A 23,297-nucleotide genomic window follows, 5' to 3' on the forward strand; every position below is an offset into this window, starting at 1 on the left:
GGTGCGTACGTCAGCCCACGGGCGCCTGGACCTGGTCGGCATCCAGGATCGTGTAGGAGTACCCCTGCTCCGCGAGGAACCGCTGCCGGTTCTGTGCGAAGTCCTGGTCGACGGTGTCCCTGGCGACGAGCGTGTAGAACGACGCGGGCAGGCCGTCCTTGTTCGGGCGGAGCAGTCGACCGAGGCGCTGCGCTTCTTCTTGTCGTGACCCGAACGACCCGGAGACCTGGATCGCGACGGTGGCGTCGGGCAGGTCGATCGAGAAGTTCGCGACCTTCGACACGACCAGCACGTCCACCTCGCCGGCACGGAACGCGTCGTACAGCCGCTCGCGCTCGTCGACGGGCGTCGCACCGGTGATCTCGGCCGCGTCGAGGGACGAGGCCAGTGCGTCGAGCTGGTCGATGTACTGCCCGATCACCAGGATCTGCTCGCCGCGGTGCTTCTCGATGAGCTCGCGGACGACCGGGGTCTTCGCGGGCGAGGTGGCGGCGAGCCGGTACCGTTCGTCGTCGCTCGAGGCCGCGTACTCCAGGCGTTCCTGGTGCGGCAGGTCGATGCGCACCTCGTAGCACTCGGCCGGGGAGATGTAGCCCTGGGCCTCGATCTCCTTCCACGGAGCGTCGTAGCGCTTCGGGCCGATGAGCGAGAAGACGTCGCCCTCGCGGCCGTCCTCGCGCACGAGCGTCGCGGTCAGGCCCAGGCGTCGGCGGGCCTGCAGGTCGGCGGTCAGCTTGAACACCGGGGCCGGCAGCAGGTGGACCTCGTCGTAGACGATGAGGCCCCAGTCGAGGGCGTCGAGCAGGGACAGGTGCGTGTACTCGCCCTTCCGACGGGCGGTCAGGATCTGGTAGGTCGCGATCGTGACCGGCCGGATCTCCTTGACGCTGCCCGAGTACTCGCCGATGTCCTCGGCCTTCAGAGTCGTGCGCTTGAGGAGCTCGCTGCGCCACTGCCGTGCGGACACGGTGTTCGTCACGAGGATGAGCGTGGTCGCCTTGACGGTCGCCATCGCCCCGGCGCCGACCAGGGTCTTGCCGGCGCCACAGGGCAGCACGACGACTCCGGACCCCTGCGCGAAGAAGGTGTCGACGGCCTGCTCCTGGTACGGGCGCATGTGCCACTCGGCCGTGTCGAGGTCGATCGGGTGCGGCTGCCCCGGGGTGTAGCCCGCCAGGTCCTCGGCCGGCCAGCCGAGCTTCACGAGTTCCTGCTTGATCTGCCCGCGTGCCCACGGCTGCAGCTCGACCTCGGAAGGGGTCCGCATGTTGCCGAGCAGTGGCTTGATCCGCTTCGACCGGATGACCTCGGCCAGCACGGACGGGTCCTCGGCGGTCAGGAGCAGGACGGGCAGGCGCTCGAGTTCCTCGGCGGGGGAGTTCGCGATGACCGGGGCGTCGTCGCGTTCCTCACGCCGGATGACGAGTCGGCCGTAGCGGGACACCGTGTCGCGGATGTCCACGGTTACGCTCTGCGGCACCGGGAACTTCGCGAAGCGCTCGAGGGTGGCGATCATCTCCTCGGCGTCGTGTCCGGCGGCCCGTGCGTTCCACAGGCCGAGGCGGGTGATGCGGTAGGTGTGCACGTGCTCGGGGGCGCGTTCGAGTTCGGCGAAGGCCGCGAGCTCGTGGCGTGCGTCCTCGGCGTCGGGGTGTGCGACCTCGAGGAGCACGGTGCGGTCGCTCTGCACGATCAGCGGTCCGTTCATGACCTGCCAGCCTAGCCGTCGTCACCTGCGTTCGGGTGACCGTGCACCTCAGGCGTCGCTCTCGACCGCCACGACGAGCGACAGCGGCAACGTGCGCTCGACGTCGACGCTGGTGTCGCGCCCTCGGACGCGTCCGGCGGCGACCGAGGTCGGGATGATCGAGAACGGCCGTTCGGAGCCGTCCGGCATCCGCACTGTCAGCCGGATCGGCGTGCGTCCGCGCACGGCCAGGTCGATCTGCCGCCCGAGCCACTCCTGCTCGGGTTCCGCATCGCCGCGCTGGGTGGTCAGGCGGAGCCGTTCCACGAGTGCGTGCGCCGCCTGCTCCGGCGAGCGTCCGGTGGGGCTGCGCCGACCGGGAGGCCCGTGGTGCGTCTCGGGGCGGGCGCCGGTCGCGAGCACGGCCGGGTAGCGCTGGTCCTCGAGCGCGGTGTGCACGACGTGCGCCGGGTAGCGGGTGGTGAGCGTCGTCAGGTCGCTGCGCTCCCACGCCATCTGCCGGAGTTCGGCGTCGACACCGATCAGGTCGAGCTGGTCCGCGGTGCCGCGGACGACGGTGCCGACCCCGCCCTCGCCGCGGTCGACGACGATGCTGCCGTCGCGTCCGGCGACCTGGTCGACCAGGTAGGCGAGGGGCTGCGGGACACCGGTCGACGACAGCCGGGTGAGCAGCGCCAGGACGTCGTCACGGGAGTGCCCGGCACGGAACGCCGTGCGCAGGGTGTCCTCGGAGATGCGGTAGCGGGCGGCCAGACCGGGTGCCTCGAGCACGGCGACCGTGCGCAGGGCGGCGTCGTCGACCGGGGCGAGGGGCCCGGGGGCGATCACCGTCAGGTCGTGCTGCAGGTACACCTGGCCGACGGTGCCGGGCAGGTCGTCCGCTGCAGGCCTGGCGTCACCGTCCAGCAGCGCGCGGCCGGTGCTCGTGACGATGCCGTCGACCGCGAGTCCGAGCGACGCGGCGGTGCCGGCCGCGTCGAGCAGCACGGCGTCGAGCCAGCGGGAGCCCGCCGGGTACGCCCAGCGGCCGAGTGCCACGAGGTCGCGCAGGTCGTCGTCGGCGAGTGCGAGGACCTCGTGCACCGCGGGGCCGAGGGTGTCCGCCCAGGCCGACACGAGGGTCGCCCAGCGGTCCGGCCAGTCGGCGACGAGCCAGTCCTGTCCGGCGTCGGTGACCGTCCACCGGCCGGAGCCCGGGTCGGCGAACCCGACCCGGTCGAGCAGTGCGAGGCGGCCGGGCACGACGTCGGCGTCGGTGCCGATGCGCTCGGCCAGGGTCTTCGCGAGCGGCGTCCCGATGCCGCCCTTGACGAGTTCGCGGACGGTGCCGGCGTCCACCGCACGCAGCAGCTCGGCGAGCACGGTCATGCTCGAGAACGCCTGCTCCGCGCCGGTGGTGCGCGCGCGGTCCTGGCCGGCCACGTCGTCGGCGTGGGCGGCGCGGTCGGGGCGATCCGGGCCTCCCGTCGATCGCAGTGCCACGAGGTCGGGGTGGGCGGCCACGCGTGCGGCGACCGCGTCGTCGACGGCGCCGTCCTCGTCCGCCAGGCCGAGCGTGATCGCCGGACCGAGGCGGTCGGCGTCCCCGCCGTCGCGGAGCGCCAGGATCGTGGCGCGGGGCAGGTGCTCGACGGCGGCGTCGACCGCGTCGTCGGTGCGGAGCGCCTCGGCCAGGTCGAAGAAGTCGGTGATCCGTTGCGGACCGGTCTCGCCGAGGGCGGCCGGGGGCAGGCTCCGCGCAGCGACGAGTCGTTCGAGGGAGTCGTCCGGCAACGCCCGGAGTCGGGCGGCCAGGTCGGCGGTGGTCGTCATCGTCCGGTGCCAGCGTCCGGGGCGGACGTCAGCGAGCCGTCCGGTTGGCTCGTGCGCGGCGCGTCCAAGTGATGGCGAGGAGCGTGAAGACCAGGACCATGCCGATCGGGAAACCGACGAGCGGGATCGCCATGATCACCGGCCACGGCATGGAGCCCTGCGCGCTCGGGACCGTCAGCCACATGACGATCATCGCCGCCATGCAGAGGAACGCAGCGATGAAGATGCCACCGACCATGAACGCCAGAGCGCGTTCGGTACGATTGAACGTCACCGGGGGTTCTGCGGAATCCTGCGGGTTCCCGGTTGATCGGGTCGGATTGGCCATCGACCCAGGATATCCGACGCACCACGGCCGTACCACGACCTCGAGGAGTCCACGCATGCCCACCGGCAAGGTCAAGTTCTACGACGACGACAAGGGCTTCGGCTTCATCACCGGAGACGACGGCGACCAGGTGTTCCTGCACGCGTCCTCGCTGCCCGAAGGCGTCGTGACCGTGAAGGCGGGATCCCGGCTCGAGTACGGCGTCGTGCAGGGGAAGAAGGGGTCGCAGGCACTGTCCGTGCGGCTCCTCGACCCGCAGCCGTCGTTGTCCCGGATGACCCGTCGCTCCGCAGACGACATGGCCGTGATCGTCGAGGACCTGGTGAAGGAACTCGACCGGATCAGCGGAGACCTCCGCCACGGCCGCTACCCGAAGAACGGCGATCGACTCGCCGCCATCCTGCGGCACGTCGCAGACCAGTTGGAGGCGTGACGCCATGACAGACAGCGACGCAGTACCTGTGGACGCAGTACCCGTTGACTACACAGACCTGGCGCGGACCGCGCTGCTCGAGGTGACCCCCGAGTCGAGCATCGGCGCGCCCGTCGGCACCGTGGACGAGGGCGACGGCGTCGTCTCCGTCCTGTTCGCGAACCGCATGCCGGGCTACCCCGGCTGGCGCTGGACCGTCAGCGTCGCGAAGGTGGGCGACGAGGACCCCACCGTGCTCGAGGTCGAGCTGATGCCCGGCGACGGCTCGCTCGTGGCACCGGAGTGGGTGCCGTGGTCTGAGCGACTGGCCGAGTACCGGGCGGCGCAGGACCACGAGTCCGACGAGGAGTCCGACGACGAGGGCGACGACGACGAGGGCGACGACGACGAGTCGGACGACGAGGACGACGACTTCGATGACGAGTCGGACGAGGACGCCGACTACGACGACTCGGACGACGACGAAGCCGACGACGAGTCGGATGACGACGAGGACGACGAGGACTCCGAGTTCGAAGCGGACGAGGACGACCTCGACGAACCGGACGACGACGACATCGATGGTGTGGACGTCGATGCGCTCGCCGACACCGCTGATGCGGACGACGAGGACGTCGACGACGCCCCGCAGCCCCCTCGCCGTCGTCGCGCGCAGCGCGTGCAGCCCGTCGACCCGGACGCCGACCTCGACGGCGCCCAGCTCGATGCCGGTGAGGTCGACCCGGACTTCCACCGCTCCTGACACGCACCCGAACAACGACGAAGCACCACGGGATCCCGTGGTGCTTCGTCGTTTCCGTGGTGTTCGTCGCCGGCGCTGGCCCGCGCGACGGACGGGTCAGCGCAGGGCGTCGACCGTGAAGTCGATCGCCTGCACGAGCTTCGCGACGTCGTCCGGGTCGATCGCGGTGAACGTCGCGACGCGCAGCTGGTTGCGCCCGAGCTTCCGGTACGGCTCGGTGTCGACGATGCCGTTCGCGCGCAGGGTCGCGGCGACGGCCTTGGCGTCGATCGAGTCGTCGAGGTCGATCGTGGCGACGACCTGCGAGCGGGCTGCGGGGTCGGTCACGAACGGCGTCGCGTAGTCGACCGACTCGGCCCAGTCGTACAGCGTCGACGACGAGGTCTTCGTGCGGGTGTCGGCCCAGGCCAGGCCGCCGGACTCGTTGATCCAGCGGACCTGGTCGTCGAGCAGCAGCAGCGTCGAGATCGCCGGGGTGTTCAGCGTCTGGTTCAGGCGCGAGTTGTCGACGGCGTTCTTGAGCGACAGGAACTCGGGGATGTACCGACCGCTCGCTGCGATGCGCTCGACGCGCTCGATCGCGGCGGGGGAGAACAGCGCGAGCCACAGGCCGCCGTCGGAGGCGAAGTTCTTCTGCGGGGCGAAGTAGTAGACGTCAGTGGCGTCCACGTCGAACGCGGCACCACCGGCGGCGCTCGTGGCGTCGACGACGGTCAGTGCTCCGGCGTCACCGGCGGCGCGGACGACCGGGGCCATGACACCGGTCGAGGTCTCGTTGTGCGGGTAGGCGTAGACGTCGACGCCGTCGACGGGCTCGAGCGCGGCGAGCGATCCGCCGGGGGCCTCGACGACGTGCGGTGCCTCGAGCCACGGGGCGCCGGCGGCCTTGGCGAACTTCGACCCGAACTCGCCGAAGGACAGGTTCTCTGCGCGACGCTCGATGAGGCCGAACGCGGCGGCGTCCCAGAACGCGGTCGAGCCGCCGTTGCCGAGGACGACCTCGTAGCCCTCGGGGACCTGGAACAGGTCGGCGAGCCCGGAGCGGACGCTGCCGACCAGGTCCTTCACGGGCTTCTGGCGGTGGGACGTGCCGAGGATCGTGGCCCCGCGCGTCACGAGGGACTCGAGCTGCGCGCCGCGGATCTTGGACGGTCCGCAGCCGAAGCGGCCGTCGGTGGGGAGGAGTTCGGCGGGGATGACGATGTCTGCCATGCACCGATCCTACCGAGCGCGATCCCAGTGCTGGTGCGCCTGTACCGGCCGGACGGGGAGGCCTGGAGCGCTGCGGCCACGGCCCTCTTCTTGCCCCGTGCAAGTGTCGGTCGGAGTTCGTCGGTCCGAACAAGTAGGGTGGTGGCCGCTGGGCCCAGACATGAGAGGCGGACCGTGACCGATCTCGTCGACACCACGGAGATGTACCTTCGCACCATCCTCGACTTGGAGGAGGAGGCGATCGTTCCGCTGCGCGCTCGCATCTCGGAGCGCCTCGGCCACTCGGGCCCGACGGTCTCGCAGACCATCGCCCGCATGGAGCGCGACGGCCTGGTCGTCGTCTCCGGCGACCGTCACCTCGAGCTCACCGACGAAGGGCGCTCCCGGGCCACCCACGTCATGCGCAAGCACCGTCTGGCGGAGCGCCTGCTGGCCGACGTCATCGGACTCGACTGGGCGTTCGTCCACGACGAGGCCTGCCGGTGGGAACACGTCATGAGCGAGCAGGTCGAGGTCCGCCTGCTCGAGATGCTCGGCAACCCGACCGAGTCGCCCTACGGCAACCCGATCCCCGGCCTGGCCGAGATCGGCGGCCCCGCAGCCGCCGGGTTCCTCGACGGCGTGCAGAACATCGTCGCCGCGACCGAGGGCACCGACGCCGTCGCGACCGGTGTGATCCGTCGTCTGGGCGAGCCCGTGCAGTTCGAGCCCGAGCTCCTGCACCAGCTCCGCACGGCCGGCGTCATGCCCGGTCGTCTGGCGAGCGTGCAGCGCGCCGGGGCCTACGTCGCCGTCCGCGTCGAGGGTGAGGACTCGGGCATCGAGCTCCCCGTCGAGGTCGCGCAGCACGTGTACATCGAGCGGGACTGATTTCAGGGCCCTGACCAGGGCTTCTTTACCGTTTCGTTACAAACGGCCCGTTTCATCTCGACAAGGTAACGACGGCCCCGTACACTCGTCGAGTCCCCGCGCTGCGCCTGAGCCGGAGACCCGTGGCAGGACGTCTCGAACCCGTCTCCTGCCTCGATCGGAAACGATGACGAACGGATGGGGTTGCACGTCGCCGGACACCCACGGCAGCGTGATGACGAGACGCCGGAGACCACACCCTTGACGCAGACCGGTTCCGCCGCGGACGACCAGACGCCCGCCAACCCGACGAACACCGAGAACGCCACCGACGCACCGCTCACCCGGCGGTCCGTCCGCCAGGCGGACGCGCGCCCGACCCGCAAGGTCGTCCCGGTCCGCTCCGCCCCGCTCCCCGGTGGCCGTCGTGCCGCACAGGCCGCAGCCACCGCGACCGCTGCCAAGGCGAGCTCGTCGTCGCGCAAGCGCAAGTTCCTCGCCCCCATCGTCCTGACGGTCGCCGCCGGCATGTTCGGCACCGTGGCGGTCGCGCCGGCCTTCGCCGCGCAGACCTCCACCGGCACCGAGGCGGCGAACGCGCAGCGTCAGGTCCGTGCGACGGAGAGCCAGGAGTTCTCGGTGTCCGACGCCGTCGCGCTGGCCGGCACCAGCCGTGACGGCTACGGCGCCACGTCGACCGCGACGCTCGACGCACGCGCAGCGGCCAAGCAGGCTGCAGCCGACCAGGCCGAAGCGACCGAGGCAGCCGCTGAGCAGGCCGAGCAGGCAGCATCGGCCACGCAGGCGGCGCGTGCCCAGACCGCCGAGCAGTACGCCTCGTACACCGGCCCGTCCGCCGCCGACTACGTGGCCAGCTCCAGTGCCGCGGACACCCCGTTCTCGCTGCCGGCCGTGGTCGCCACCGCCAAGCAGTACATCGGCACCCCGTACGTCTTCGGCGGCGCCGACCCGTCCGGCTTCGACTGCTCGGGCTATGTCATGTTCGTCTACGCCCAGTACGGCATCAACCTCGCGCACTCCGTGCCGCTGCAGGACCAGGCCGGCACCACGATCCCCGAGTCCGAGGCGCAGCCCGGCGACGTCGTCATCTTCAACAACGAGGCGCACGACGGCTTCTACATGGGCAACGGCATGATCATGGACGCCCCGAAGCCCGGTGGCTCCGTGTCGATCCGTCCGATCTGGACCAGCGACTACCACATCGTCCGCTTCGGCATCTGAGGCATCAGACCCGACCGCGGGGCATCGAACCCGTGAACATCGCCGAAACCGGCCCGTGCACCCTCGTGCCGGGCCGGTTTCTGACGTAGCCTGGCGCTGCACCGGTCCGCAAGGCCCCGAGCAGGGAGACCCCATGTCGTTGTTCCGCACGACCCGCACCATGGGTCGGCGCGCGCGCATCGACATACGGTCGACCACCGCCTGCGTGCACGAGCACGCCCCTGCATGACCAGAGCACTGCCCATCCGGGTGGTGCTCTTCGTGGTTCAGGGGACGTGTGCGCGAGCGACGGTCACCTGCGAAGGACCCCGGTCCGACGCACCCGCAGCGCCTGGAAGCCGTCCAGGCACGTCGGAAGGGAACCAATGCGCACTCTCGTCCTCAACGCCGGTTACGAGCCCCTCGCGGTGATCTCGTTCCGACGAGCCCTCGTGCTGGTCATGAACCAGAAGGCCTCCGTCGTCGCAGCCGACCTCGAGCACCCGGTCACCGGGTCGACCTCGAGCTTCGATCGGCCGTCCGTCATCATCCTCACCCGGTACGTGCGCATCCCGCACTCGAGACTCGTGCCGGTGTCGCGCCGCGGAGTCCTGCGCCGCGACGCCAACCGGTGCGCGTACTGCGACCGGCACGCGACGACCATCGACCACGTCCAGCCGAAGTCGCGCGGTGGGCAGGACTCGTGGGAGAACCTCGTGGCCTGCTGCCTGGCGTGCAACAACGAGAAGGGTGACCGAACCCCGCAGGAGATGGGGTGGCGGCTGCGTTTCCGTCCGAAGATCCCGCACGGTTCGTCGTGGGTCGTCCGCGGCATCGAGCGTCCGCAGGCGGAGTGGGACGAGTACCTCGTGGCCGCGTAGCGGCCTGCGCTGCAGGCGCCCAGTGAGCAGAAGGCGACGGGTCGCGGGCGGCGACCCGTCGTCTTGTGCTCACTCGATGACGGACTGGAGGCACGTGGCGGGCCCGCCACGGGCCTCCCGTCCGCCGTTCGCTCGCAACAGGTCAGTGAACGCTGTATGATCAGCGCATGCTGACCATAGCCCCGCGGCTCGACGTCATGCACCGGCTCGGCCGGGCGATGGCGGATCGGACGCGCTCCCGGATTCTGCTCGAGATGCTCGAAGCGCCGGTCTACCCGGGCCGGCTCGCGACCGACCTGGGGCTCACCCGCTCGAACGTCTCGAACCACCTCGCCTGCCTGCGCGGATGCGGCATCGTCGTCGCGGTGCCCGAGGGGCGCTCCACCCGCTACGAGATCGCCGACCCGCACCTCGGGGCTGCGATCCGCTCGCTCCTCGAGGTCGTGCTCGCCAGCGACGACGGTGAGGCGTGCACCGACGAGGACTGCGACGTCCCGCTCTGCTGCGGACCCGGCGCATGACCGGGGTGATGGCTCCGGTCGTGCCCGATCGTCGACGGGTGCTGCAGCGACGGATCCGGTGGATCGTCGCCGCGACGATCACGTACAACGTCATCGAGGCGGTCATCGCGATCGCCGCCGGTTCGGTGGCATCGTCGACCGCCCTGATCGGCTTCGGACTCGACTCCGTCGTCGAGGTCCTGTCCGCCGCGGCGGTCGCGTGGCAGTTCGCCGGGCCGGACCCCGAGGCGCGGGAGCGCGTCGCGCTCAAGGTCATCGCGGTGTCGTTCTTCGCACTGGCGCTGTACGTCAGCGTCGACGCGGTGCTGACCCTGACCGGGGTGCGCGAGCCGGAGCACAGCACCGTCGGTATCGTGCTGGCGGCGGTCAGCCTGGCCGTGATGCCGTTCCTCAGCCTGGTCGAACGGCGGACCGGCAAGGAACTCGGTTCGGCGTCGGCGATCGCGGACTCCAAGCAGACCCTGGTGTGCAGCTACCTGTCCGCCGCGGTGCTGGTCGGGCTGCTCCTGAACACACTGTTCGGGTGGTCGTGGGCTGATCCGGTGGCCGGCCTGGTGGTCGTCGTGTTCGCGGTGCGCGAGGGGCTCGAGGCCTGGCGCGGCGACGCGTGCAAGCAGCCGGTCGCCGCCCTGACCGGCGAGCGCGCGGCCGACGCCTGCGACTGCTGCTGACGCGGGCTCGGGGGCGGTGACCGCCGTCCACGTGTCGGTCCCGCTGAGTAGCGTCGCGGGCATGGGCGAGACACCGCAGATCGACGACGCGACCATCGAGGACCTCCGCGCGCGACTGCGGGCCACGCGCTGGCCGGACGCACCCGCCGGCGCTGGCTGGTCCCTCGGGGCGGACGTCGACGAGCTCCGGTCGCTCATCGAGTACTGGGCCGACGGCTTCGACTTCGACGCGCACCGAGCGGAGCTCGCCGCACTGCCCAGCCGACGGCTGACGATCGACGGCACCGGGATCCACGTGCTGCACGCCCGAGCGGGCACGCCCGACGCGCTGCCGCTCCTGCTCGCGCACGGCTGGCCGGACTCCGGGTGGCGGTACCGCAAGGTCCTGCCGATGCTCGTCGAGGCCGGCTTCGACGTGATCGTGCCGGACATGCCCGGGTACGGGTTCTCCGACGCCCCGCCGCAGCCGATCGACGCCCGCGCGGTCGCCGGCATGTGGGCCGAGCTGATGACCGAGCTCGGCTACGGACGGTTCGCCGTCGCTGGCGGGGACATCGGGACCCACGTCGCCCGCTACCTCGCGCTCGACCACGCCGACCGGGTGGTCGCCGTGCACCGCATCGACGGCGGGCTGGCCTGGCCCGGCATCGACCTCGACACGTTGTCGCCGGAGGAACGCGGGTTCGTCGCCGCGACCGCCCGGTGGCGCGACGCCGAGGGTGCCTACGCGATGATGCACCGCACCAAGCCGCAGACCGTCGCGGTCGGCCTGAACGACTCACCCGCCGGGCTCGCCGCGTGGATCGTCGAGAAACTGCGGTCGTGGAGCGACTGCGACGGTGACCTGTGGTCCGTGTACACACAGGACGAGGTGCTCGCACTCCTGACCGAGTACTGGGCCACCGGCACGATCGGCTCGGCGATGCGGATGTACCACGCGAACGCCGCCATCCCGCCGGAGCAGTCGGCCCGACGGGTCGAGGTGCCCTCCGGTTTCTCGCTGTTCCCCGGCGACCTGGTGGAGCCGCCGCGGGCGTGGCTCGAGCGCACGACGAACCTGGTGTCGTACCGGATGATGCCGCGCGGCGGGCACTTCGCGCCGTTCGAGCAACCGGCGCTGTACGTCGACGAGCTGACGACCTTCCTGGAGCCGTTCCGCCGCTAGAGTGGACGGGCCAGCCTCTGTAGCTCAATGGAAGAGCAGTTCCGTCCTAAGGAAACGGTTGGGGGTTCGAGTCCCTCCAGGGGCACCGAAGCCGGGCGCCGCGGATCACCCCGCGGCCGGCGGGTCCTCCGGGATCGGGTGCTCGCCCTGCCAAATAGTGTCGACCTGCTCGAACTCGCGCGGTGCGCACTGCGTGTCGAGGACGTCGACGGCTTCGGTCGGCGTCGACCAGATGTACCACGGGCCGGCGCCGGGGCCCGTGCTCGACCACAAGCCGTCGGCGTACCACGACGGCGCCACGTCGCCGATCGGGTGCCCTGCCTGCGCCATGCAGGCCGCGAGCCGGTCGAAGGCGGCGGTGTACTCGGCCAGGGTGATGGTCCCGTCGGCGATCGCAGCCTGCTGCTGGGGCGAGGGCTGCGCGATCCGTGCCGACCGGGCCCACGACGCCCACACGGCGTAGCGGGCACCGCCGCCACCGGAGACCGACACGGCGGCCGCTCCGGATCCGGTCAGCGGGGAGAGGCTCCATCGCGGCATGGAACCCGGCGTGCACGCGACGGCGTCGGCGACGGTCGTCCCGCCGACCTCGACCGTGAAGGTGCCGGGGTCGAGACACTCCCACGTGAGCGTCACCCGGTCGGCTCCCTCCGGCCGAGCGCCGAGGGAGAACGAGGCGTCGCCGTGGGTGACGGTGAACGCGGGGGAGCCGAGCATCGATGCGTGGTTGACCTCGACCGTCCCGTAGCGGGTCGTCGTCGCGAGCAGATCCTCGCGTGCGGCGTCCGCGGTGGCGCCGGGGAGCGCCGCAGCCGTGATCCCTCCGGTGAGTCCGGCGCCGACGGCGAAGGCCGTCACGACCGCGGCGACCGTGCCGCGAGTGGGTCGTCGTCGCCGCGGACGCGCGGGGTGGGCCGTTGCGTCGACGTCGGCGACGAGGGCGTCGCGCATCGCGGCGAGACGAGGGGAGATGTGGTCGTTCACAGTGTGCCTCCGAGGGGTTCCGCTGACGTCGAGTACTGCTGCTGGAGTCGTGCCTTCGCCCGGTGGAGCCGGGACTTCACGGTGCCCGGTGCGACCCCGAGGGCTGCGGCCGCTTCGCGTTCGCCGAGGCCTTCGAGCACGCAGAGAGTGAGGACCCGCTGGTCTGCGATCGGGAGCCCGCGCAATGCTGCGACCGCTTCGGCGTCGGTGAACGACTCTGCGGGGTCGGGAGCGGGGTCGTCGACCGGGAACCTCCCGAGGAAGAGCCGGTGACGGCGGGTGGCGCGGGTCAGGTTGTGCGCGGTGTTCGTCGCCGTGACGAGCAGCCAGGGCAGCATGGAGTCGTCGACGAAGCGGACGCGTTCGCGCTTCCGCCAGGCCTCGAGGAACGCGATGGCCACGACGTCGTCGGCGTCGGCCGGTGTGGGGACGAGGCCGACGGCGTGCCGGCGCAGGCGTGGGGCGTGGCGGTCGAAGACGCGTCCGACCGCTCGGCCGTCGCCGGCGATGCCCAGCGCCCAGTCCGCTCGGTCCCCCGTGATCTGGTTCATGCCCTGTATTGTCCGGGCGCAGCGGATCGGTTCCCGGTTCGCGGGACGAGTTCTCCACAACCGTCGCGCTGGACGGTAGTGTGCCCCGGTCTCCCCGTACGATTGACCCCGTGTCCAAGGTCCTGAGCAGTCTCCCCGTCGGCGAACGAGTCGGCATCGCGTTCTCAGGGGGTCTCGACACCTCCTGCGCCGTTGCCTGGATGCGCGAGAAGGGGGCGATCCCCTGCACGTACACGGCTGACATCGGTCAGTACGACGAGCCGGACATCGACGCCGTCCCGAGCCGCGCGCACGAGTACGGTGCCGAGATCGCCCGCCTGGTCGACGCGAAGAGCGCCCTGGTGGAGGAGGGCCTCGTCGCCCTGCAGACTGGTGCGTTCCACATCCGTTCCGGCGGCAAGACGTACTTCAACACGACGCCCCTCGGTCGTGCGGTGACGGGCACGATGCTCGTCCGCGCGATGAAGGAGGACGGCGTCGACATCTGGGGCGACGGCTCCACCTACAAGGGCAACGACATCGAGCGGTTCTACCGCTACGGCCTGATGGCGAACCCGCGTCTGCGCGTCTACAAGCCGTGGCTGGACTCCGAGTTCGTCGAGGAGCTCGGCGGCCGCAAGGAGATGAGCGAGTGGCTCGTCGCCCGCGGCTTCCCGTACCGCGACTCCACCGAGAAGGCGTACTCGACCGACGCCAACATCTGGGGTGCCACGCACGAGGCGAAGAGCCTCGAAGAGCTCTCCAGCGGCCTGGACATCGTCGAGCCGATCATGGGCGTCGCCGCCTGGCGTGACGACGTCGAGGTCGCCACCGAGGTCGTCAGCATCCGCTTCGAGGCCGGACGCCCCGTCGCGATCAACGGCCAGGAGTACACGGACGCCGTCGCACTCGTCTACGAGGCGAACGCGATCGGCGGTCGACACGGCCTCGGCGCGTCCGACCAGATCGAGAACCGCATCATCGAGGCGAAGAGCCGCGGCATCTACGAGGCACCGGGCATGGCCCTGCTGCACATCGCGTACGAGCGGCTGCTCAACGCGATCCACAACGAGGACACCGTGGCGTCGTACCACAACGAGGGCCGCCGCCTCGGGCGCCTGATGTACGAGGGCCGCTGGCTCGACCCGCAGTCGCTCATGCTCCGCGAGTCCCTGCAGCGCTGGGTCGCCTCGGCCGTCACCGGCGAGGTCACGTTGCGCCTGCGCCGCGGCGACGACTACACGATCCTCGACACCACGGGTCCGGCGCTGTCGTACCACCCCGACAAGCTCTCGATGGAGCGGGTCGGCGACGCCGCCTTCGGTCCGGACGACCGCATCGGTCAGCTGACGATGCGCAACCTCGACATCGCGGACTCCCGCTCAAGGCTCGAGCAGTACGCGGCCGCCGGTCTCATCGGCGGTGCGACGGCCGAGCTCGTCGGCGAGCTCGAGGCGGGCGAGTCCGAGGAGATCCTCGGTGGCGCCGTCATCGCCTCGGACGCCGAGGACGCACTCGGACGCCGGACGGACCTCGCCTCCGAGGGCGCAGCCTTCGACTCCGGCACCGACTGACCAGAGCGAGACCACGCGACTGGTCACGTGCCCTGATGGCACGGACCCGACGGACGGGAGGCGCGGTGCCAGCTGGCACCGCACCTCCCGTCCGTCGTCTTGCCCCGGCTCAGGCCGCGGCGCCTCCGAGCAGCAGCTCCAGTTGCTCGACGACCAGGTCGGGCCGCGTGATGAACGGGTGGTGCCCGGTCGGCACGTCGACGCTCCGCGTCGCCCGCGCCGCGTGCGCGCGCTGCAGCCCCACGGTGGTGCTGCGGTCCTCGGTACAGACGAGATAAGTCGAGTCGACGTCCTGCCACCCTGCTGCCGTCGTCGGCGTCACGAACGCCCCCGCCGACTGGGCGGTCACCCGGTCCCAGGCGGCCTGCTGGGTGCTCGTGTCGGCGTCCTGCAGGAAGCGGGCACCGAAGGACCCAGCGTCGTACCCGGCGACGGCGAGGACTCCTTCACCGGCCGGGCCGATCGACACGGGGACCGGCTCGTCGGCCATGATGCCGGCCTGCGCGGAGCCGACGTCGGGCAGGTACGAGGACACGTACAGCAGGTGAGCGACGGCGCCGTGCCGTCCGGCCTCGGCGATGACGGTGCCGCCGTAGGAGTGCCCGACGACGATCGCCCCGTCGCTGTCGTCGAGGGCGGCGCGCAGGGCGGCTGCGTCCTCGGCGAGCCCACCGTCGGGGTGTCCCGACTGCCCCTCGCCGCAGGACGGCAACGAGACCGCTCGGCTGCGGATGCCGGTGCGGCCGCGGGTTCCGGTGCGACTGTGCAGCAGGTCGGCGGTGGGCTGCCACCACCAGGCACCGTCGCGGACCAGGGCGCCGTGGATGAACAGGATCTCCATGCCCCGACGCTACGGCGATCCGGGCGGCGGCGTGCGATCGGCCGAGAAGCGCACCGCGCTCGACGGCGTCGGACGCAACCCCTACCGTGGAGGAACTGGATCGGTCATCAGGGACCCGTCGTCACGATGCTCCTCACAGATGTGGGGTCTGGCACAGCGGGTCGATCCGGACGAATCCGAGATGCGCATCATCTCGACGAAGGGCTGGTCGTCATGACCGCCAGGATGCAGCACGATTGGCACCGCCACGGCCTCCGGTCGCCGGAGGACCTCGAAGCCCTCGTGGCCGAGCGCCTCGAAGGAACCGGTCACGCTTCCACCAGCACGGGTGACGCACGGCGCGAGCCGTCCTACGCCGACTTCCTCGGCGAGCAGATCTGATCCGTCCCGGTCCGCTGCTCTACGGCTTGTAGAGTCTGTGCATGCGGACAGGACGAACGACGGCAGCTTCCCTCGCGATCGTCATCGGAGGGCTCCTGGCGCTCGTCGGGGTTCAACCGGCCTCGGCGCACTCGGCGCTCATCGGCAGCTCGCCCGCTGACGGCGCGGTCGTCACCGAACCGCTCGACCGGGTCGACCTGACGTTCAGTGAGGCACCGCTCGCGGGTCTCGACGCCGGACTGCGGATCCAGGTCACCGACGCCGACGGCACCGACGTGTCGACGGGCGAGGTGACCGTCTCCGGCATGACGATGGGCAAGGCCGTCGACCTCGAGAACGGCGCGTACACGGTGCTCTGGCGGTACGTGTCGCCGGACGGCCACCCGATCGACGGCTCGTACGGGTTCGAGTACCGGGCCGCGGTCGCGGCACCATCCGCGACGACTCCGGCGACGACGGTGCCCACGTCGGACCCCGTCACCCCCACTCCGACGTCGACGGCGACCGCCACCGGGGCATCCGACGGCGCGCCCGACTCGGCGCCCGGCATCGCCCCGGGCGTCTGGGTCGCGCTCGGCGCCGGCACGGTCCTCGCAGCCGGGGCCGTCGTCGTGCTCCTCCTGCGCCGCACCCGACGCACTTCGTGAGCAGGAATGGTCGGGTGGCCGAGCGCCACGCGACCATTCCTGCGCACCATGCGCCGTGCCTGCCACCCGGCCACGCGCCGGACGGGAGGCCCGCCACCCGGCCGCCACGGGCCTCCCGTCAGACGCTGGCCACGTTCACCCCCGCTTGGTGAGCAGAAGAGGTCGGGTCCTGGAACGGGACCCGACCTCTTCTGCTCACCATGCGAGCGCGCCGCACCGCACCGCGCACCGCGCTACGCGGCGGCGGGCGCCTCCTCGAGTGCGGCGTCCGCCCGCTCCTCGCTGCCGGCGGCCAGGCCGCGCGCGATCTTCCCGCGCGACGCCAGCCACAGCACCACCGCGGCGACGAACACGATGACCTCGGTGACGGTCAGCGCCCAGATGATCCCGGCGAGTCCGAACCACAGGTTGCCGACGATGACGATCGGGATGAACAGCACGCCCTGCGCCAGCGACAGCACCATCGCGGGCAGCACCATGCCGGTCGCCTGGAACAGCGAGGTGAGCAACCCCGTGAACCCGTTCACGATGGCGGCGACGAGCTGCGCCGTCAGGATCGTCAGGCCGATCGCGAGGACCGAGTGGTCGCCGGAGAAGATCGTGAACACCTGCTCGCGGAAGGTGAAGACCGCGCCGGAGAACACGAGGACGATCGCGCCGACCGTGAAGGCGGCTCCGCGCAGGGCGGCCCGGAGACGTGCGGCGTCGCCCTTGCCGAACGCGTAGGCGAGCAGGGGCAGTACGCCGATCGTGACGCCCATCACCAGGAACTCCGGCACCTGCGCGATGCGGACCGCGACGCCCATGGCGGCGAGCGGGTCGTCGCCGTAGGCGGCGGCGAGGTTGTTGAGCACGAGCGTCGTGACGATCAGGAAGGCGGACTGCAGCAGTTCGCCGACGCCGATGCCGAAGACGGGCTTCAGGATGTCGGCACGGAGCGTGAACCACTTCGGCGCGAAGCTGACGTTCTCGCTGTTCCGCTGCAGCCAGGTCACCCAGTAGGCGATCGACACGACGTTCGCGAGTCCGACCGCCAGCGCTGCGCCGCCGACGCCCCAGTGCAGCACGAGGATGAAGAGCACGTCGAACACCAGGTTCCCGATGGTCGACAGGACCAGGCCGATCATCGCCTGGCGTGCAGCACCCTCGGAGCGGACGATCTGCTCGAGGGCGAACGACGAGGCGAGCACCGGGACGAACGCGAGCATCACGGCGACGTACTCGCTCGTGGCGGGGACAGCTGCTGCGTCGGCACCGAGCACGGCGACCAGGGGGCGCAGGAGCACGAGCCCGACGACGGCGAGGACCGCACCGGTGACGACGGCTCCCCACAGCGCGAACGAGGCGACGTGCTTGATGTCCTGCGCCTTGGCGGGGTCGTGCTCCGAGGCGCCGAGCAGACGGGACATCAGGGCACTGCCGCCGACGCCGAACACGCCGCCGACGGCCATGACGATGCCGAGCAGCGGGGTGCCGAAGGTGATCGCGGCGAGCAGTGACGTGTCGTGCTGCGAGCCGATGAAGCCGGCGTTGATGACGTTGTACAGGGCGCTGACGACCATCGCAGCGGCCATCGGCACACACAGGTGCACGAGGGCCCGGGCGATCGGGGCGGCGGAGAGGTACCAGCGGTTGGTGGCCGCGGCGGTGTTCTCGGGGGTGGTGGTGGTCATGACTGCCTCCTCGTGGGCAGGGCTGAGGGCGCGACGGGATGCCGTCGCGTGCGGGGGGTGGGGCCGGGAGGCCCGTGGCGCGTCGAGCGCGCCGGTGACGTCGGTGCCGGGGCGGCGCTACCGCGTCGGCGGTGCGAGCTCCGCGGTCACCTTCTGCAGCAGGTGCCGCAGGGTGGCGCGTTCGTCCGTGTCGAGTGGTGCGAGCAGGGTGTCGTCGAGGGCGACCATCGCGTCGGTGAAGCCGGCGATGAGGTCGATGCCCGCCGGGGTGGCGTGCACCGTCTTCGTCCGACCGTTCGTGGCGTCGGGTCGCCGTTCGACGAGGCCGCGCCGCTCGAGGCCCTGCAGGAGGCTCGAGACGCTGGCCGCGCTGGTCCGGGTGATCTCGGCGATGTCGCGTTGGATCGCCCCGGGGTTCTGCTGCAGGTACCCGAGCACGAAGCTCTGCTCGCGGGTGAGGTCCCGATCACGGACCCACTCGTCAGCCGCCTTGCGTTGTGCCCATCCGATCCACCGCATGAGTTCGAGCGGGGTGGTGAGATCCGGTGCCTGCATGATCAGAACTCTAACTGTTTGATCTCTAACTGTCAACGAGGGTCCGACCCGTGGCTCGGCCCCGGAACGGGGGTATGGCCTCGGGGTGTGGCGCTGGTAGCTTGCACAGGAAGACGGCCTCACCAGCCGTCGTCCTCGGTCCGGTACCGGACCGTTCGGGTCTCCCGTCGAACCGCCGGGGGACGGATCAGCAGCGGCGGACCTCCGCCCGGGAAAGGGACCCATGACTCGCACTGCGCTCCGAGCGCGACGCCGCCGGCGTCCATGAACTCCGACGCGCGCCGGCGGGTACCGGCGTGCGTCTCCACGGGGCCGCGGCGTTCGGGTCGCCTCGGGCCCTCCGGTGCGGTGGCGGTTCGGACCGCCACCGCACCGGACATCCGCACCACCACGAGTCAGTGAGGACCACCGTGCACGATCACGACACCCACCCGCTCGACCGTCGAGTCGGCCCGCCGCACGTCGAGCGGTTCCGACTGACGCAGAGCGCCGAGACGCTCGGCGTCGTCTGCACCTGCGCGATCGGCGTCGACCACGACAACACGATCCGGCCGGTGCACGCAGAACCCGTCCGCTGAACGCTGTGCACTCCGGCGGGTGCAGCGGGATACTGGGGTGGTGCGTGAACTCCAAGCCGCCATCGCCGCGGACCTCAACGTCCAGCCGACCATCGAGCCGGAGCAGGAGATCGCCCGCCGTGTCGGGTTCCTCCGTGACTACCTGCTCACGACCGGCGCGAAGGGGTTCCTGCTCGCGATCAGCGGCGGCCAGGACTCCACGCTCGCCGGGCGCCTGACCCAGCTCGCGGTCGAGTCCCTCCGCGCCGAGGGCCACCCCGCCGAGTTCACGACCGTCCGCATGCCGTACCGCGTGCAGGCCGACGAGGACGACGCCCAGCTCGCCCTGCAGTTCATCGCAGCCGACCCGGGCATCACCGTCAACATCGAGCACGGCGTCGACGGCGTCATGCTCGACACCGCTGCCTCGGGCGTCGAGCTGAGCGACTTCGTGAAGGGCAACGTCAAGGCCCGGATGCGCATGGTCGCCCAGTACGCCGTCGCCGGCCAGCGCGGACTGCTCGTCGTCGGGACCGACCACGCTGCCGAGGCGGTCACCGGCTTCTTCACGAAGTACGGCGACGGCGGGGTCGACCTGACGCCGCTCACCGGCCTGTCGAAGAGCCAGGGGCGGCAGCTGCTCGAGCACCTCGGAGCGCCCGCCCGCCTGTACGAGAAGGCCCCCACCGCGGACCTGCTCGACGAGACGCCCGGCCAGACCGACGAAGCGAACCTCGGGCTGTCCTACGCCGAGATCGACGCCTACCTGCAGGGGCACGACGTGCCGTTCGAGGTCGCCGAGGCGATCGAGTCGCGGTACCGCGCGACCGAGCACAAGCGCCAGGTGCCGGCGACGCCGTTCGACGACTGGTGGCGTGCGGGCGCGTAGGCGCAGACGCGACCATCGACAGGAGGCGCGCTGCAGGTGATCCTGCACCGCGCCTCCTGTCCGTCCGCGCGATCTCCTAGGATGGGAGCCGACGGAACAACAGATGCGGAATCCAGGCTGGCGCCTGGTCCGGAGGGGGAGTCATGGAAGTCCTGTTCGCACTCGGAGCCATCCCGCTGATCATCGTGGGGATCATCGTCCTCGCCGTGATCGCACTGATCTACGCGAAGGTCGTGTACCGCAACGCCGGCGCCGACGAAGCGCTCATCATCACCGGCAAGCGCTCGCGCAAGGTCAAGAACGACGACGGCACCGAGACCGTCGAGTCCGGCATCAAGGTCGTGCTCGGCGCCGGCGTCCTCGTCCGACCGTTCTTCGAGAAGGTCGCGAAGCTCTCGCTCAGCTCCCGGGCGATCGACATCAACGTCAACGCGCAGGACTCCCGCGGCGTGACGATCGACGTCGAAGCGGTCGCGCTGGTCAAGGTCGGCGAGACCGACGCCTCGATCCGGGCGGCCGCGCAGCGGTTCCTCGGGCAGGAGAAGAAGATCGACGACTTCGCGCGCGAGGTCCTGTCGGGATCGCTCCGTGCGTCGATCGGTGCGACCGACGTGTCCACGATCATCCGCAACCGCGACCAGCTCACCGTCGCGGTGCTCGACGTGGCGAAGGAGGCCCTGCACAGCCAGGGGCTCGACGTCGACTCCTTCGAGATCAAGGGCATCTCGGACCGCAACGAGTACATCAGCGACCTCGGTCGTGCCGAGCGCGCCCGCGTCCGGCTCGAGGCGGAGAACGCCGAGGCGCAGGCCGACCGCGAAGCGCGAGAAGCCCGTGCCACCGCCGACCAGGCCATCGCCGAAGCCGAGAACACCCTGGCGATCCGCCGCGCCGCACTGCAGCTCGACGCCGACCGGGCATCGGCCGAGGCCGCAGCCGCTGGTCCGCTCGCCCAGGCCCGTGCGGCGCAGGGCGTCGTCGAGCAGGAGCAGATCACCGCGCAGAAGCGTGCCGAGCTGCGCCGTGCCGAGCTCGAGTCCGAGGTCTCCGCCGTCGCCGAGGCGCAGGCGCGCAAGACCCGCGTCGAGGCCGAGGCGGCCGCCGGTGCCCAGGTCGAGACGGCCCGCGCCCAGGCCGAGGCCCGTCGGATCTCCGCCGAAGCGATCGCCGCCGAGGCGAAGGCCGAGTCCGAGGCGCGCAAGCTCGCCGCCGACGCCTCCCGTGCCGAAGGTGAGGCAGCGGCCGACGCGATCCGCGCCAAGGGTCAGGCCGAGGCGGACGCCACGAAGGCCCAGGCCGACGCGCTCGCACAGCACTCCGAGGCCGTCCTGCGCGTCAAGGCCATCGAGACCCTGCCGAGCATCGCCCGCGAGCTCGCGGCGCCGATGGGCAACATCGACAAGCTGACCGTGGTGTCCTCCGACGGCGCCGGCGCCCTGTCGAAGAGCATCGTGAGCCAGTTCAGCGAGGTCGACGCCCTGCTCGGGACGACCGCCGGGTTCACCCTGAGTGACATCGTCAAGAGTTCGACGACGGGGCAGGCTGCCGCTCGGGCCGTCGTGCGTGAGCAGTCCACCGCTGTCGCGGAGCCGACCGAGTAGTCCTCAGCGGTACCCTGGGCGGGCGTGGCGAGGATCAGTCCTCGTCGCGCCCGTTCTCGTCCCGGCGCTCGCGCTGCTGGCCACCGGCGTCCTCGCGCTGGTCAGCGAGCCGCTGCTGCCACACGACGCTGCGGGCCGCACCCTCGAGGATGTCGTCGACGCTCCGTCCGGTCTGCGCCGCGAGCGCACCGCTGAGTCCGGCGGTGAGGGTCCCGCCGGCGGACGCCAGACGTTCGATCACCTGCTCCTGGCGTGGGGTCAGGGGCTCGTCGATCATCTCGTCGATGGTGTCGCGGATGTTCTGTTCGCTCGCGTCCAGTGCCGCCTCGTCACCGGAGTGCAGCGCTGCTGCTTCTCCGACGACGACGAGACCGAGGCGCGCTGCGTCGTCTTCGGGACGCGGAGTGCGGTGCTCATCAGTCATGCGGGGGACCGTACGCTCCGGGGCGCCGCGCTTGCTGGACAGACGGGGTACCCGACGCCTGTCGCCCGTCGTCAGTGCGGTGTCGTGTCCCACCGGCGGAGCAACCACTCCGCCGCGGCGAGACCCTCGCGCCGTTGGAAGTCACGGATGGTCGGCATGTTCGGCGGTGCCGGGGGCAGTGCGTGCTCGAAGAACAGTCCGGCGAGACCGGCGAGCACGGCGTCGACCGTAGCGGTAGGCACGCCGGCGAACACCGGATGGGTGGCGAGGTGGTGCTCGACGTCGGTGTCCTCGCCGCGGACGAGTGTGTCGATCAGGTAGGTCAGCGGGTCGAGCCAGTGCGCGCCGATGCTCGCCCACGGCCAGTCCACGACCCAGACGACCCCGGAACCGTCGACGAGCAGGTTGTCGGCGCGGCAGTCGGCGTGCACGAGGTGGTCGCCGTCGACGAGTGCCGCTGCTCGGTCGGCGGCTCGGGCGATCGCGGGTCCGGCGGTGAGGACGTGTGCCGGCACGACCTCGGCCACCCGGTCGGCCAGGGTCGGGTCGCCGAGAATCCGGTCCCAGGCGCCGAACTCGTGGCGCAGGTCGTCGGCGATCCGGGGGAGCGTGCCGAGGTCGCCGGTCGCCGGCGGCAGGGTGTCCAGCGCATCGAGCACCGCCGCGGTGTCGCTGCCGTCGAGTGCTGCCCCGGGGTGCTTGCCCTCGATGTCGTCGAGGACCAGGACGACCCACTCGTCGCCGTCCACGGTGGCGTCGAAGGCGTCCAGCAGGGGTGGTGCCTGCACGGTCGACGGCAGCTGCGCCACCACGCGGGCTTCCCGGCGGTGCAGGGCGAAGGCATCGGCGTTCCGCGATCGCGAGACCGTCTTGACGAACGCCCGTCGCCCCGTCGCCGTGACCACACGGTCGGCACTCCCCGGCGACCACCCGGCGGTCTGGGACTCGGTGGTCGTCACCGCTCCGCCGAGGATCTGTTCCACCCGGTCGCGCAGGATCACCGGCACGTCCGTCCACGCAGTTCGCCCCATGGCCGACGACGCTACCTGAGAAGCCGTTCACGAACGTGCACGGACGGCAAGTTTGCGTTGGCAGCAA

25 protein-coding genes and 1 tRNA gene are annotated in these 23,297 nt (G+C 71.1%); 15 read left to right on the forward strand and 11 right to left on the reverse strand.

Annotation, left to right across the window (positions count from 1 at the left end):
- Nucleotides 1–10 precede the first annotated feature (10 nt).
- Genes EDF51_RS13395 through EDF51_RS13405 form a run of 3 tightly spaced genes read right to left on the reverse strand, consistent with a single transcriptional unit; the run spans nucleotide 11 to nucleotide 3,794 of the window.
- Nucleotides 11–1,708, reverse strand: coding sequence for a DNA repair helicase XPB (locus EDF51_RS13395; protein ID WP_131877457.1), 1,698 nt, complete (start codon nucleotides 1,706–1,708; stop codon nucleotides 11–13).
- Nucleotides 1,709–1,756: 48 nt separating this feature from the next.
- Nucleotides 1,757–3,520, reverse strand: coding sequence for a helicase-associated domain-containing protein (locus EDF51_RS13400; protein WP_131877455.1), 1,764 nt, complete (start codon nucleotides 3,518–3,520; stop codon nucleotides 1,757–1,759).
- 28 nt (nucleotides 3,521–3,548) lie between these two features.
- Nucleotides 3,549–3,794: a hypothetical protein gene (locus tag EDF51_RS13405; RefSeq protein WP_123340886.1), complete on the reverse strand. Its 246-nt coding sequence runs from the start codon at nucleotides 3,792–3,794 to the stop codon at nucleotides 3,549–3,551.
- A 109-nt stretch (nucleotides 3,795–3,903) separates the two neighbouring features.
- On the opposite strand from EDF51_RS13405, the gene EDF51_RS13410 reads away from it, so the two are divergent.
- On the forward strand, nucleotides 3,904–4,281 hold the full coding sequence (locus tag EDF51_RS13410) for a cold shock domain-containing protein (protein ID WP_131846066.1): 378 nt from the start codon (nucleotides 3,904–3,906) through the stop codon (nucleotides 4,279–4,281).
- A gap of 4 nt (nucleotides 4,282–4,285) precedes the next feature.
- Nucleotides 4,286–5,023, forward strand: coding sequence for a DUF3027 domain-containing protein (locus EDF51_RS13415; RefSeq protein ID WP_131877453.1), 738 nt, complete (start codon nucleotides 4,286–4,288; stop codon nucleotides 5,021–5,023).
- 96 nt (nucleotides 5,024–5,119) lie between these two features.
- Here the strand turns inward: EDF51_RS13415 and serC are convergent, their stop codons facing one another.
- Nucleotides 5,120–6,235: a phosphoserine transaminase gene (gene serC, locus EDF51_RS13420; RefSeq protein WP_123340884.1), complete on the reverse strand. Its 1,116-nt coding sequence runs from the start codon at nucleotides 6,233–6,235 to the stop codon at nucleotides 5,120–5,122.
- Between the two features lie 174 nt (nucleotides 6,236–6,409).
- On the opposite strand from serC, the gene EDF51_RS13425 reads away from it, so the two are divergent.
- From EDF51_RS13425 to EDF51_RS13455, 7 genes are all read left to right on the forward strand, one after another.
- Complete coding sequence (locus EDF51_RS13425) at nucleotides 6,410–7,105, forward strand: metal-dependent transcriptional regulator (RefSeq protein ID WP_111085212.1); 696 nt, start codon at nucleotides 6,410–6,412, stop codon at nucleotides 7,103–7,105.
- A 177-nt stretch (nucleotides 7,106–7,282) separates the two neighbouring features.
- Nucleotides 7,283–8,326, forward strand: a complete 1,044-nt coding sequence (locus EDF51_RS20450; RefSeq protein ID WP_123293317.1) for a C40 family peptidase — start codon at nucleotides 7,283–7,285, stop codon at nucleotides 8,324–8,326.
- Nucleotides 8,327–8,691: 365 nt separating this feature from the next.
- Nucleotides 8,692–9,186, forward strand: a complete 495-nt coding sequence (locus EDF51_RS13435; RefSeq protein WP_111085210.1) for an HNH endonuclease — start codon at nucleotides 8,692–8,694, stop codon at nucleotides 9,184–9,186.
- 167 nt (nucleotides 9,187–9,353) lie between these two features.
- Complete coding sequence (locus tag EDF51_RS13440) at nucleotides 9,354–9,707, forward strand: metalloregulator ArsR/SmtB family transcription factor (protein WP_131877451.1); 354 nt, start codon at nucleotides 9,354–9,356, stop codon at nucleotides 9,705–9,707.
- Nucleotides 9,704–10,378 (forward strand): cation transporter, encoded by a 675-nt coding sequence (locus EDF51_RS13445; protein WP_131877449.1) that lies wholly within the window; start codon nucleotides 9,704–9,706, stop codon nucleotides 10,376–10,378. Before EDF51_RS13440 ends, EDF51_RS13445 begins: the two co-directional genes overlap by 4 nt.
- A 61-nt stretch (nucleotides 10,379–10,439) precedes the next feature.
- Nucleotides 10,440–11,543, forward strand: a complete 1,104-nt coding sequence (locus EDF51_RS13450; protein WP_131877447.1) for an epoxide hydrolase family protein — start codon at nucleotides 10,440–10,442, stop codon at nucleotides 11,541–11,543.
- Nucleotides 11,544–11,556: 13 nt separating this feature from the next.
- Nucleotides 11,557–11,628 (forward strand) — tRNA-Arg (locus EDF51_RS13455).
- Nucleotides 11,629–11,648: 20 nt separating this feature from the next.
- Here EDF51_RS13455 and EDF51_RS13460 read toward each other — a convergent pair.
- Nucleotides 11,649–12,527: a hypothetical protein gene (locus tag EDF51_RS13460; RefSeq protein WP_131877445.1), complete on the reverse strand. Its 879-nt coding sequence runs from the start codon at nucleotides 12,525–12,527 to the stop codon at nucleotides 11,649–11,651.
- Nucleotides 12,524–13,078, reverse strand: a complete 555-nt coding sequence (locus EDF51_RS13465; protein ID WP_123293323.1) for an RNA polymerase sigma factor — start codon at nucleotides 13,076–13,078, stop codon at nucleotides 12,524–12,526. The genes EDF51_RS13460 and EDF51_RS13465 overlap by 4 nt, the downstream gene beginning before the upstream one ends.
- Before the next feature lie 110 nt (nucleotides 13,079–13,188).
- On the opposite strand from EDF51_RS13465, the gene argG reads away from it, so the two are divergent.
- Entirely contained in the window at nucleotides 13,189–14,631 is a 1,443-nt protein-coding gene (gene argG / locus EDF51_RS13470; RefSeq protein ID WP_131877443.1) for an argininosuccinate synthase, read from the forward strand.
- Between the two features lie 109 nt (nucleotides 14,632–14,740).
- Here the strand turns inward: argG and EDF51_RS13475 are convergent, their stop codons facing one another.
- Nucleotides 14,741–15,472 carry an alpha/beta hydrolase gene (locus EDF51_RS13475; RefSeq protein WP_131877441.1) on the reverse strand — a complete coding sequence of 244 codons (732 nt, stop codon included), beginning with the start codon at nucleotides 15,470–15,472 and terminating at the stop codon, nucleotides 14,741–14,743.
- Between the two features lie 213 nt (nucleotides 15,473–15,685).
- On the opposite strand from EDF51_RS13475, the gene EDF51_RS19955 reads away from it, so the two are divergent.
- Nucleotides 15,686–15,853: a hypothetical protein gene (locus EDF51_RS19955; RefSeq protein ID WP_159570266.1), complete on the forward strand. Its 168-nt coding sequence runs from the start codon at nucleotides 15,686–15,688 to the stop codon at nucleotides 15,851–15,853.
- Between the two features lie 41 nt (nucleotides 15,854–15,894).
- Nucleotides 15,895–16,500, forward strand: a complete 606-nt coding sequence (locus EDF51_RS13480) for a copper resistance CopC family protein (RefSeq protein WP_131877439.1) — start codon at nucleotides 15,895–15,897, stop codon at nucleotides 16,498–16,500.
- A gap of 233 nt (nucleotides 16,501–16,733) precedes the next feature.
- On the opposite strand, the gene EDF51_RS13485 is transcribed toward EDF51_RS13480, so the two are convergent.
- Entirely contained in the window at nucleotides 16,734–18,173 is a 1,440-nt protein-coding gene (locus tag EDF51_RS13485; RefSeq protein ID WP_123936834.1) for an MATE family efflux transporter, read from the reverse strand.
- Between the two features lie 117 nt (nucleotides 18,174–18,290).
- Entirely contained in the window at nucleotides 18,291–18,728 is a 438-nt protein-coding gene (locus EDF51_RS13490) for a MarR family transcriptional regulator (RefSeq protein ID WP_123340836.1), read from the reverse strand.
- A 410-nt stretch (nucleotides 18,729–19,138) separates the two neighbouring features.
- Here EDF51_RS13490 and EDF51_RS19960 point away from each other — a divergent pair, with 410 nt between their 5' ends.
- The 3 genes from EDF51_RS19960 (at nucleotide 19,139) to EDF51_RS13500 (ending at nucleotide 21,775) form a co-directional block, all read left to right on the forward strand.
- The gene (locus tag EDF51_RS19960) at nucleotides 19,139–19,306 is read left to right on the forward strand and encodes a hypothetical protein (protein WP_159570252.1); all 168 of its coding nucleotides are present in this window, start codon (nucleotides 19,139–19,141) and stop codon (nucleotides 19,304–19,306) included.
- 40 nt (nucleotides 19,307–19,346) lie between these two features.
- A complete protein-coding gene (nadE, locus tag EDF51_RS13495) occupies nucleotides 19,347–20,174 on the forward strand; it encodes an ammonia-dependent NAD(+) synthetase (protein WP_131877437.1) in 828 nt (275 codons plus the stop codon).
- A 143-nt stretch (nucleotides 20,175–20,317) separates the two neighbouring features.
- On the forward strand, nucleotides 20,318–21,775 hold the full coding sequence (locus tag EDF51_RS13500) for an SPFH domain-containing protein (RefSeq protein ID WP_123936833.1): 1,458 nt from the start codon (nucleotides 20,318–20,320) through the stop codon (nucleotides 21,773–21,775).
- Nucleotides 21,776–21,809: 34 nt separating this feature from the next.
- On the opposite strand, the gene EDF51_RS13505 is transcribed toward EDF51_RS13500, so the two are convergent.
- On the reverse strand, nucleotides 21,810–22,199 hold the full coding sequence (locus EDF51_RS13505) for a hypothetical protein (protein ID WP_123293330.1): 390 nt from the start codon (nucleotides 22,197–22,199) through the stop codon (nucleotides 21,810–21,812).
- 71 nt (nucleotides 22,200–22,270) lie between these two features.
- Nucleotides 22,271–23,230, reverse strand: a complete 960-nt coding sequence (locus EDF51_RS13510) for a phosphotransferase (RefSeq protein ID WP_131877435.1) — start codon at nucleotides 23,228–23,230, stop codon at nucleotides 22,271–22,273.
- Between the last annotated feature and the right edge of the window lie 67 nt (nucleotides 23,231–23,297).

Source organism: Curtobacterium sp. PhB25 (assembly GCF_004365375.1).
Lineage (GTDB): Bacteria > Actinomycetota > Actinomycetes > Actinomycetales > Microbacteriaceae > Curtobacterium.

Bases quoted from the DNA above. Each gene is read 5' to 3' on its own strand.
- EDF51_RS13415 (WP_131877453.1), top strand. From the start codon at position 4,286: ATGACAGACAGCGACGCAGTACCTGTGGACGCAGTACCCGTTGACTAC.
- EDF51_RS13435 (WP_111085210.1), top strand. From the start codon at position 8,692: ATGCGCACTCTCGTCCTCAACGCCGGTTACGAGCCCCTCGCGGTGATC.
- EDF51_RS13480 (WP_131877439.1), top strand. From the start codon at position 15,895: ATGCGGACAGGACGAACGACGGCAGCTTCCCTCGCGATCGTCATCGGA.
- EDF51_RS13410 (WP_131846066.1), top strand. From the start codon at position 3,904: ATGCCCACCGGCAAGGTCAAGTTCTACGACGACGACAAGGGCTTCGGC.
- EDF51_RS13500 (WP_123936833.1), top strand. From the start codon at position 20,318: ATGGAAGTCCTGTTCGCACTCGGAGCCATCCCGCTGATCATCGTGGGG.
- EDF51_RS13490 (WP_123340836.1), bottom strand. From the start codon at position 18,728: ATGCAGGCACCGGATCTCACCACCCCGCTCGAACTCATGCGGTGGATC.
- EDF51_RS13395 (WP_131877457.1), bottom strand. From the start codon at position 1,708: ATGAACGGACCGCTGATCGTGCAGAGCGACCGCACCGTGCTCCTCGAG.
- EDF51_RS13450 (WP_131877447.1), top strand. From the start codon at position 10,440: ATGGGCGAGACACCGCAGATCGACGACGCGACCATCGAGGACCTCCGC.
- EDF51_RS13485 (WP_123936834.1), bottom strand. From the start codon at position 18,173: ATGACCACCACCACCCCCGAGAACACCGCCGCGGCCACCAACCGCTGG.
- EDF51_RS13505 (WP_123293330.1), bottom strand. From the start codon at position 22,199: ATGACTGATGAGCACCGCACTCCGCGTCCCGAAGACGACGCAGCGCGC.
- EDF51_RS13445 (WP_131877449.1), top strand. From the start codon at position 9,704: ATGACCGGGGTGATGGCTCCGGTCGTGCCCGATCGTCGACGGGTGCTG.
- EDF51_RS20450 (WP_123293317.1), top strand. From the start codon at position 7,283: ATGGGGTTGCACGTCGCCGGACACCCACGGCAGCGTGATGACGAGACG.
- EDF51_RS13510 (WP_131877435.1), bottom strand. From the start codon at position 23,230: ATGGGGCGAACTGCGTGGACGGACGTGCCGGTGATCCTGCGCGACCGG.
- EDF51_RS13400 (WP_131877455.1), bottom strand. From the start codon at position 3,520: ATGACGACCACCGCCGACCTGGCCGCCCGACTCCGGGCGTTGCCGGAC.
- EDF51_RS13440 (WP_131877451.1), top strand. From the start codon at position 9,354: ATGCTGACCATAGCCCCGCGGCTCGACGTCATGCACCGGCTCGGCCGG.
- serC (WP_123340884.1), bottom strand. From the start codon at position 6,235: ATGGCAGACATCGTCATCCCCGCCGAACTCCTCCCCACCGACGGCCGC.
- EDF51_RS13475 (WP_131877441.1), bottom strand. From the start codon at position 15,472: ATGGAGATCCTGTTCATCCACGGCGCCCTGGTCCGCGACGGTGCCTGG.
- EDF51_RS13465 (WP_123293323.1), bottom strand. From the start codon at position 13,078: ATGAACCAGATCACGGGGGACCGAGCGGACTGGGCGCTGGGCATCGCC.
- EDF51_RS19955 (WP_159570266.1), top strand. From the start codon at position 15,686: ATGACCGCCAGGATGCAGCACGATTGGCACCGCCACGGCCTCCGGTCG.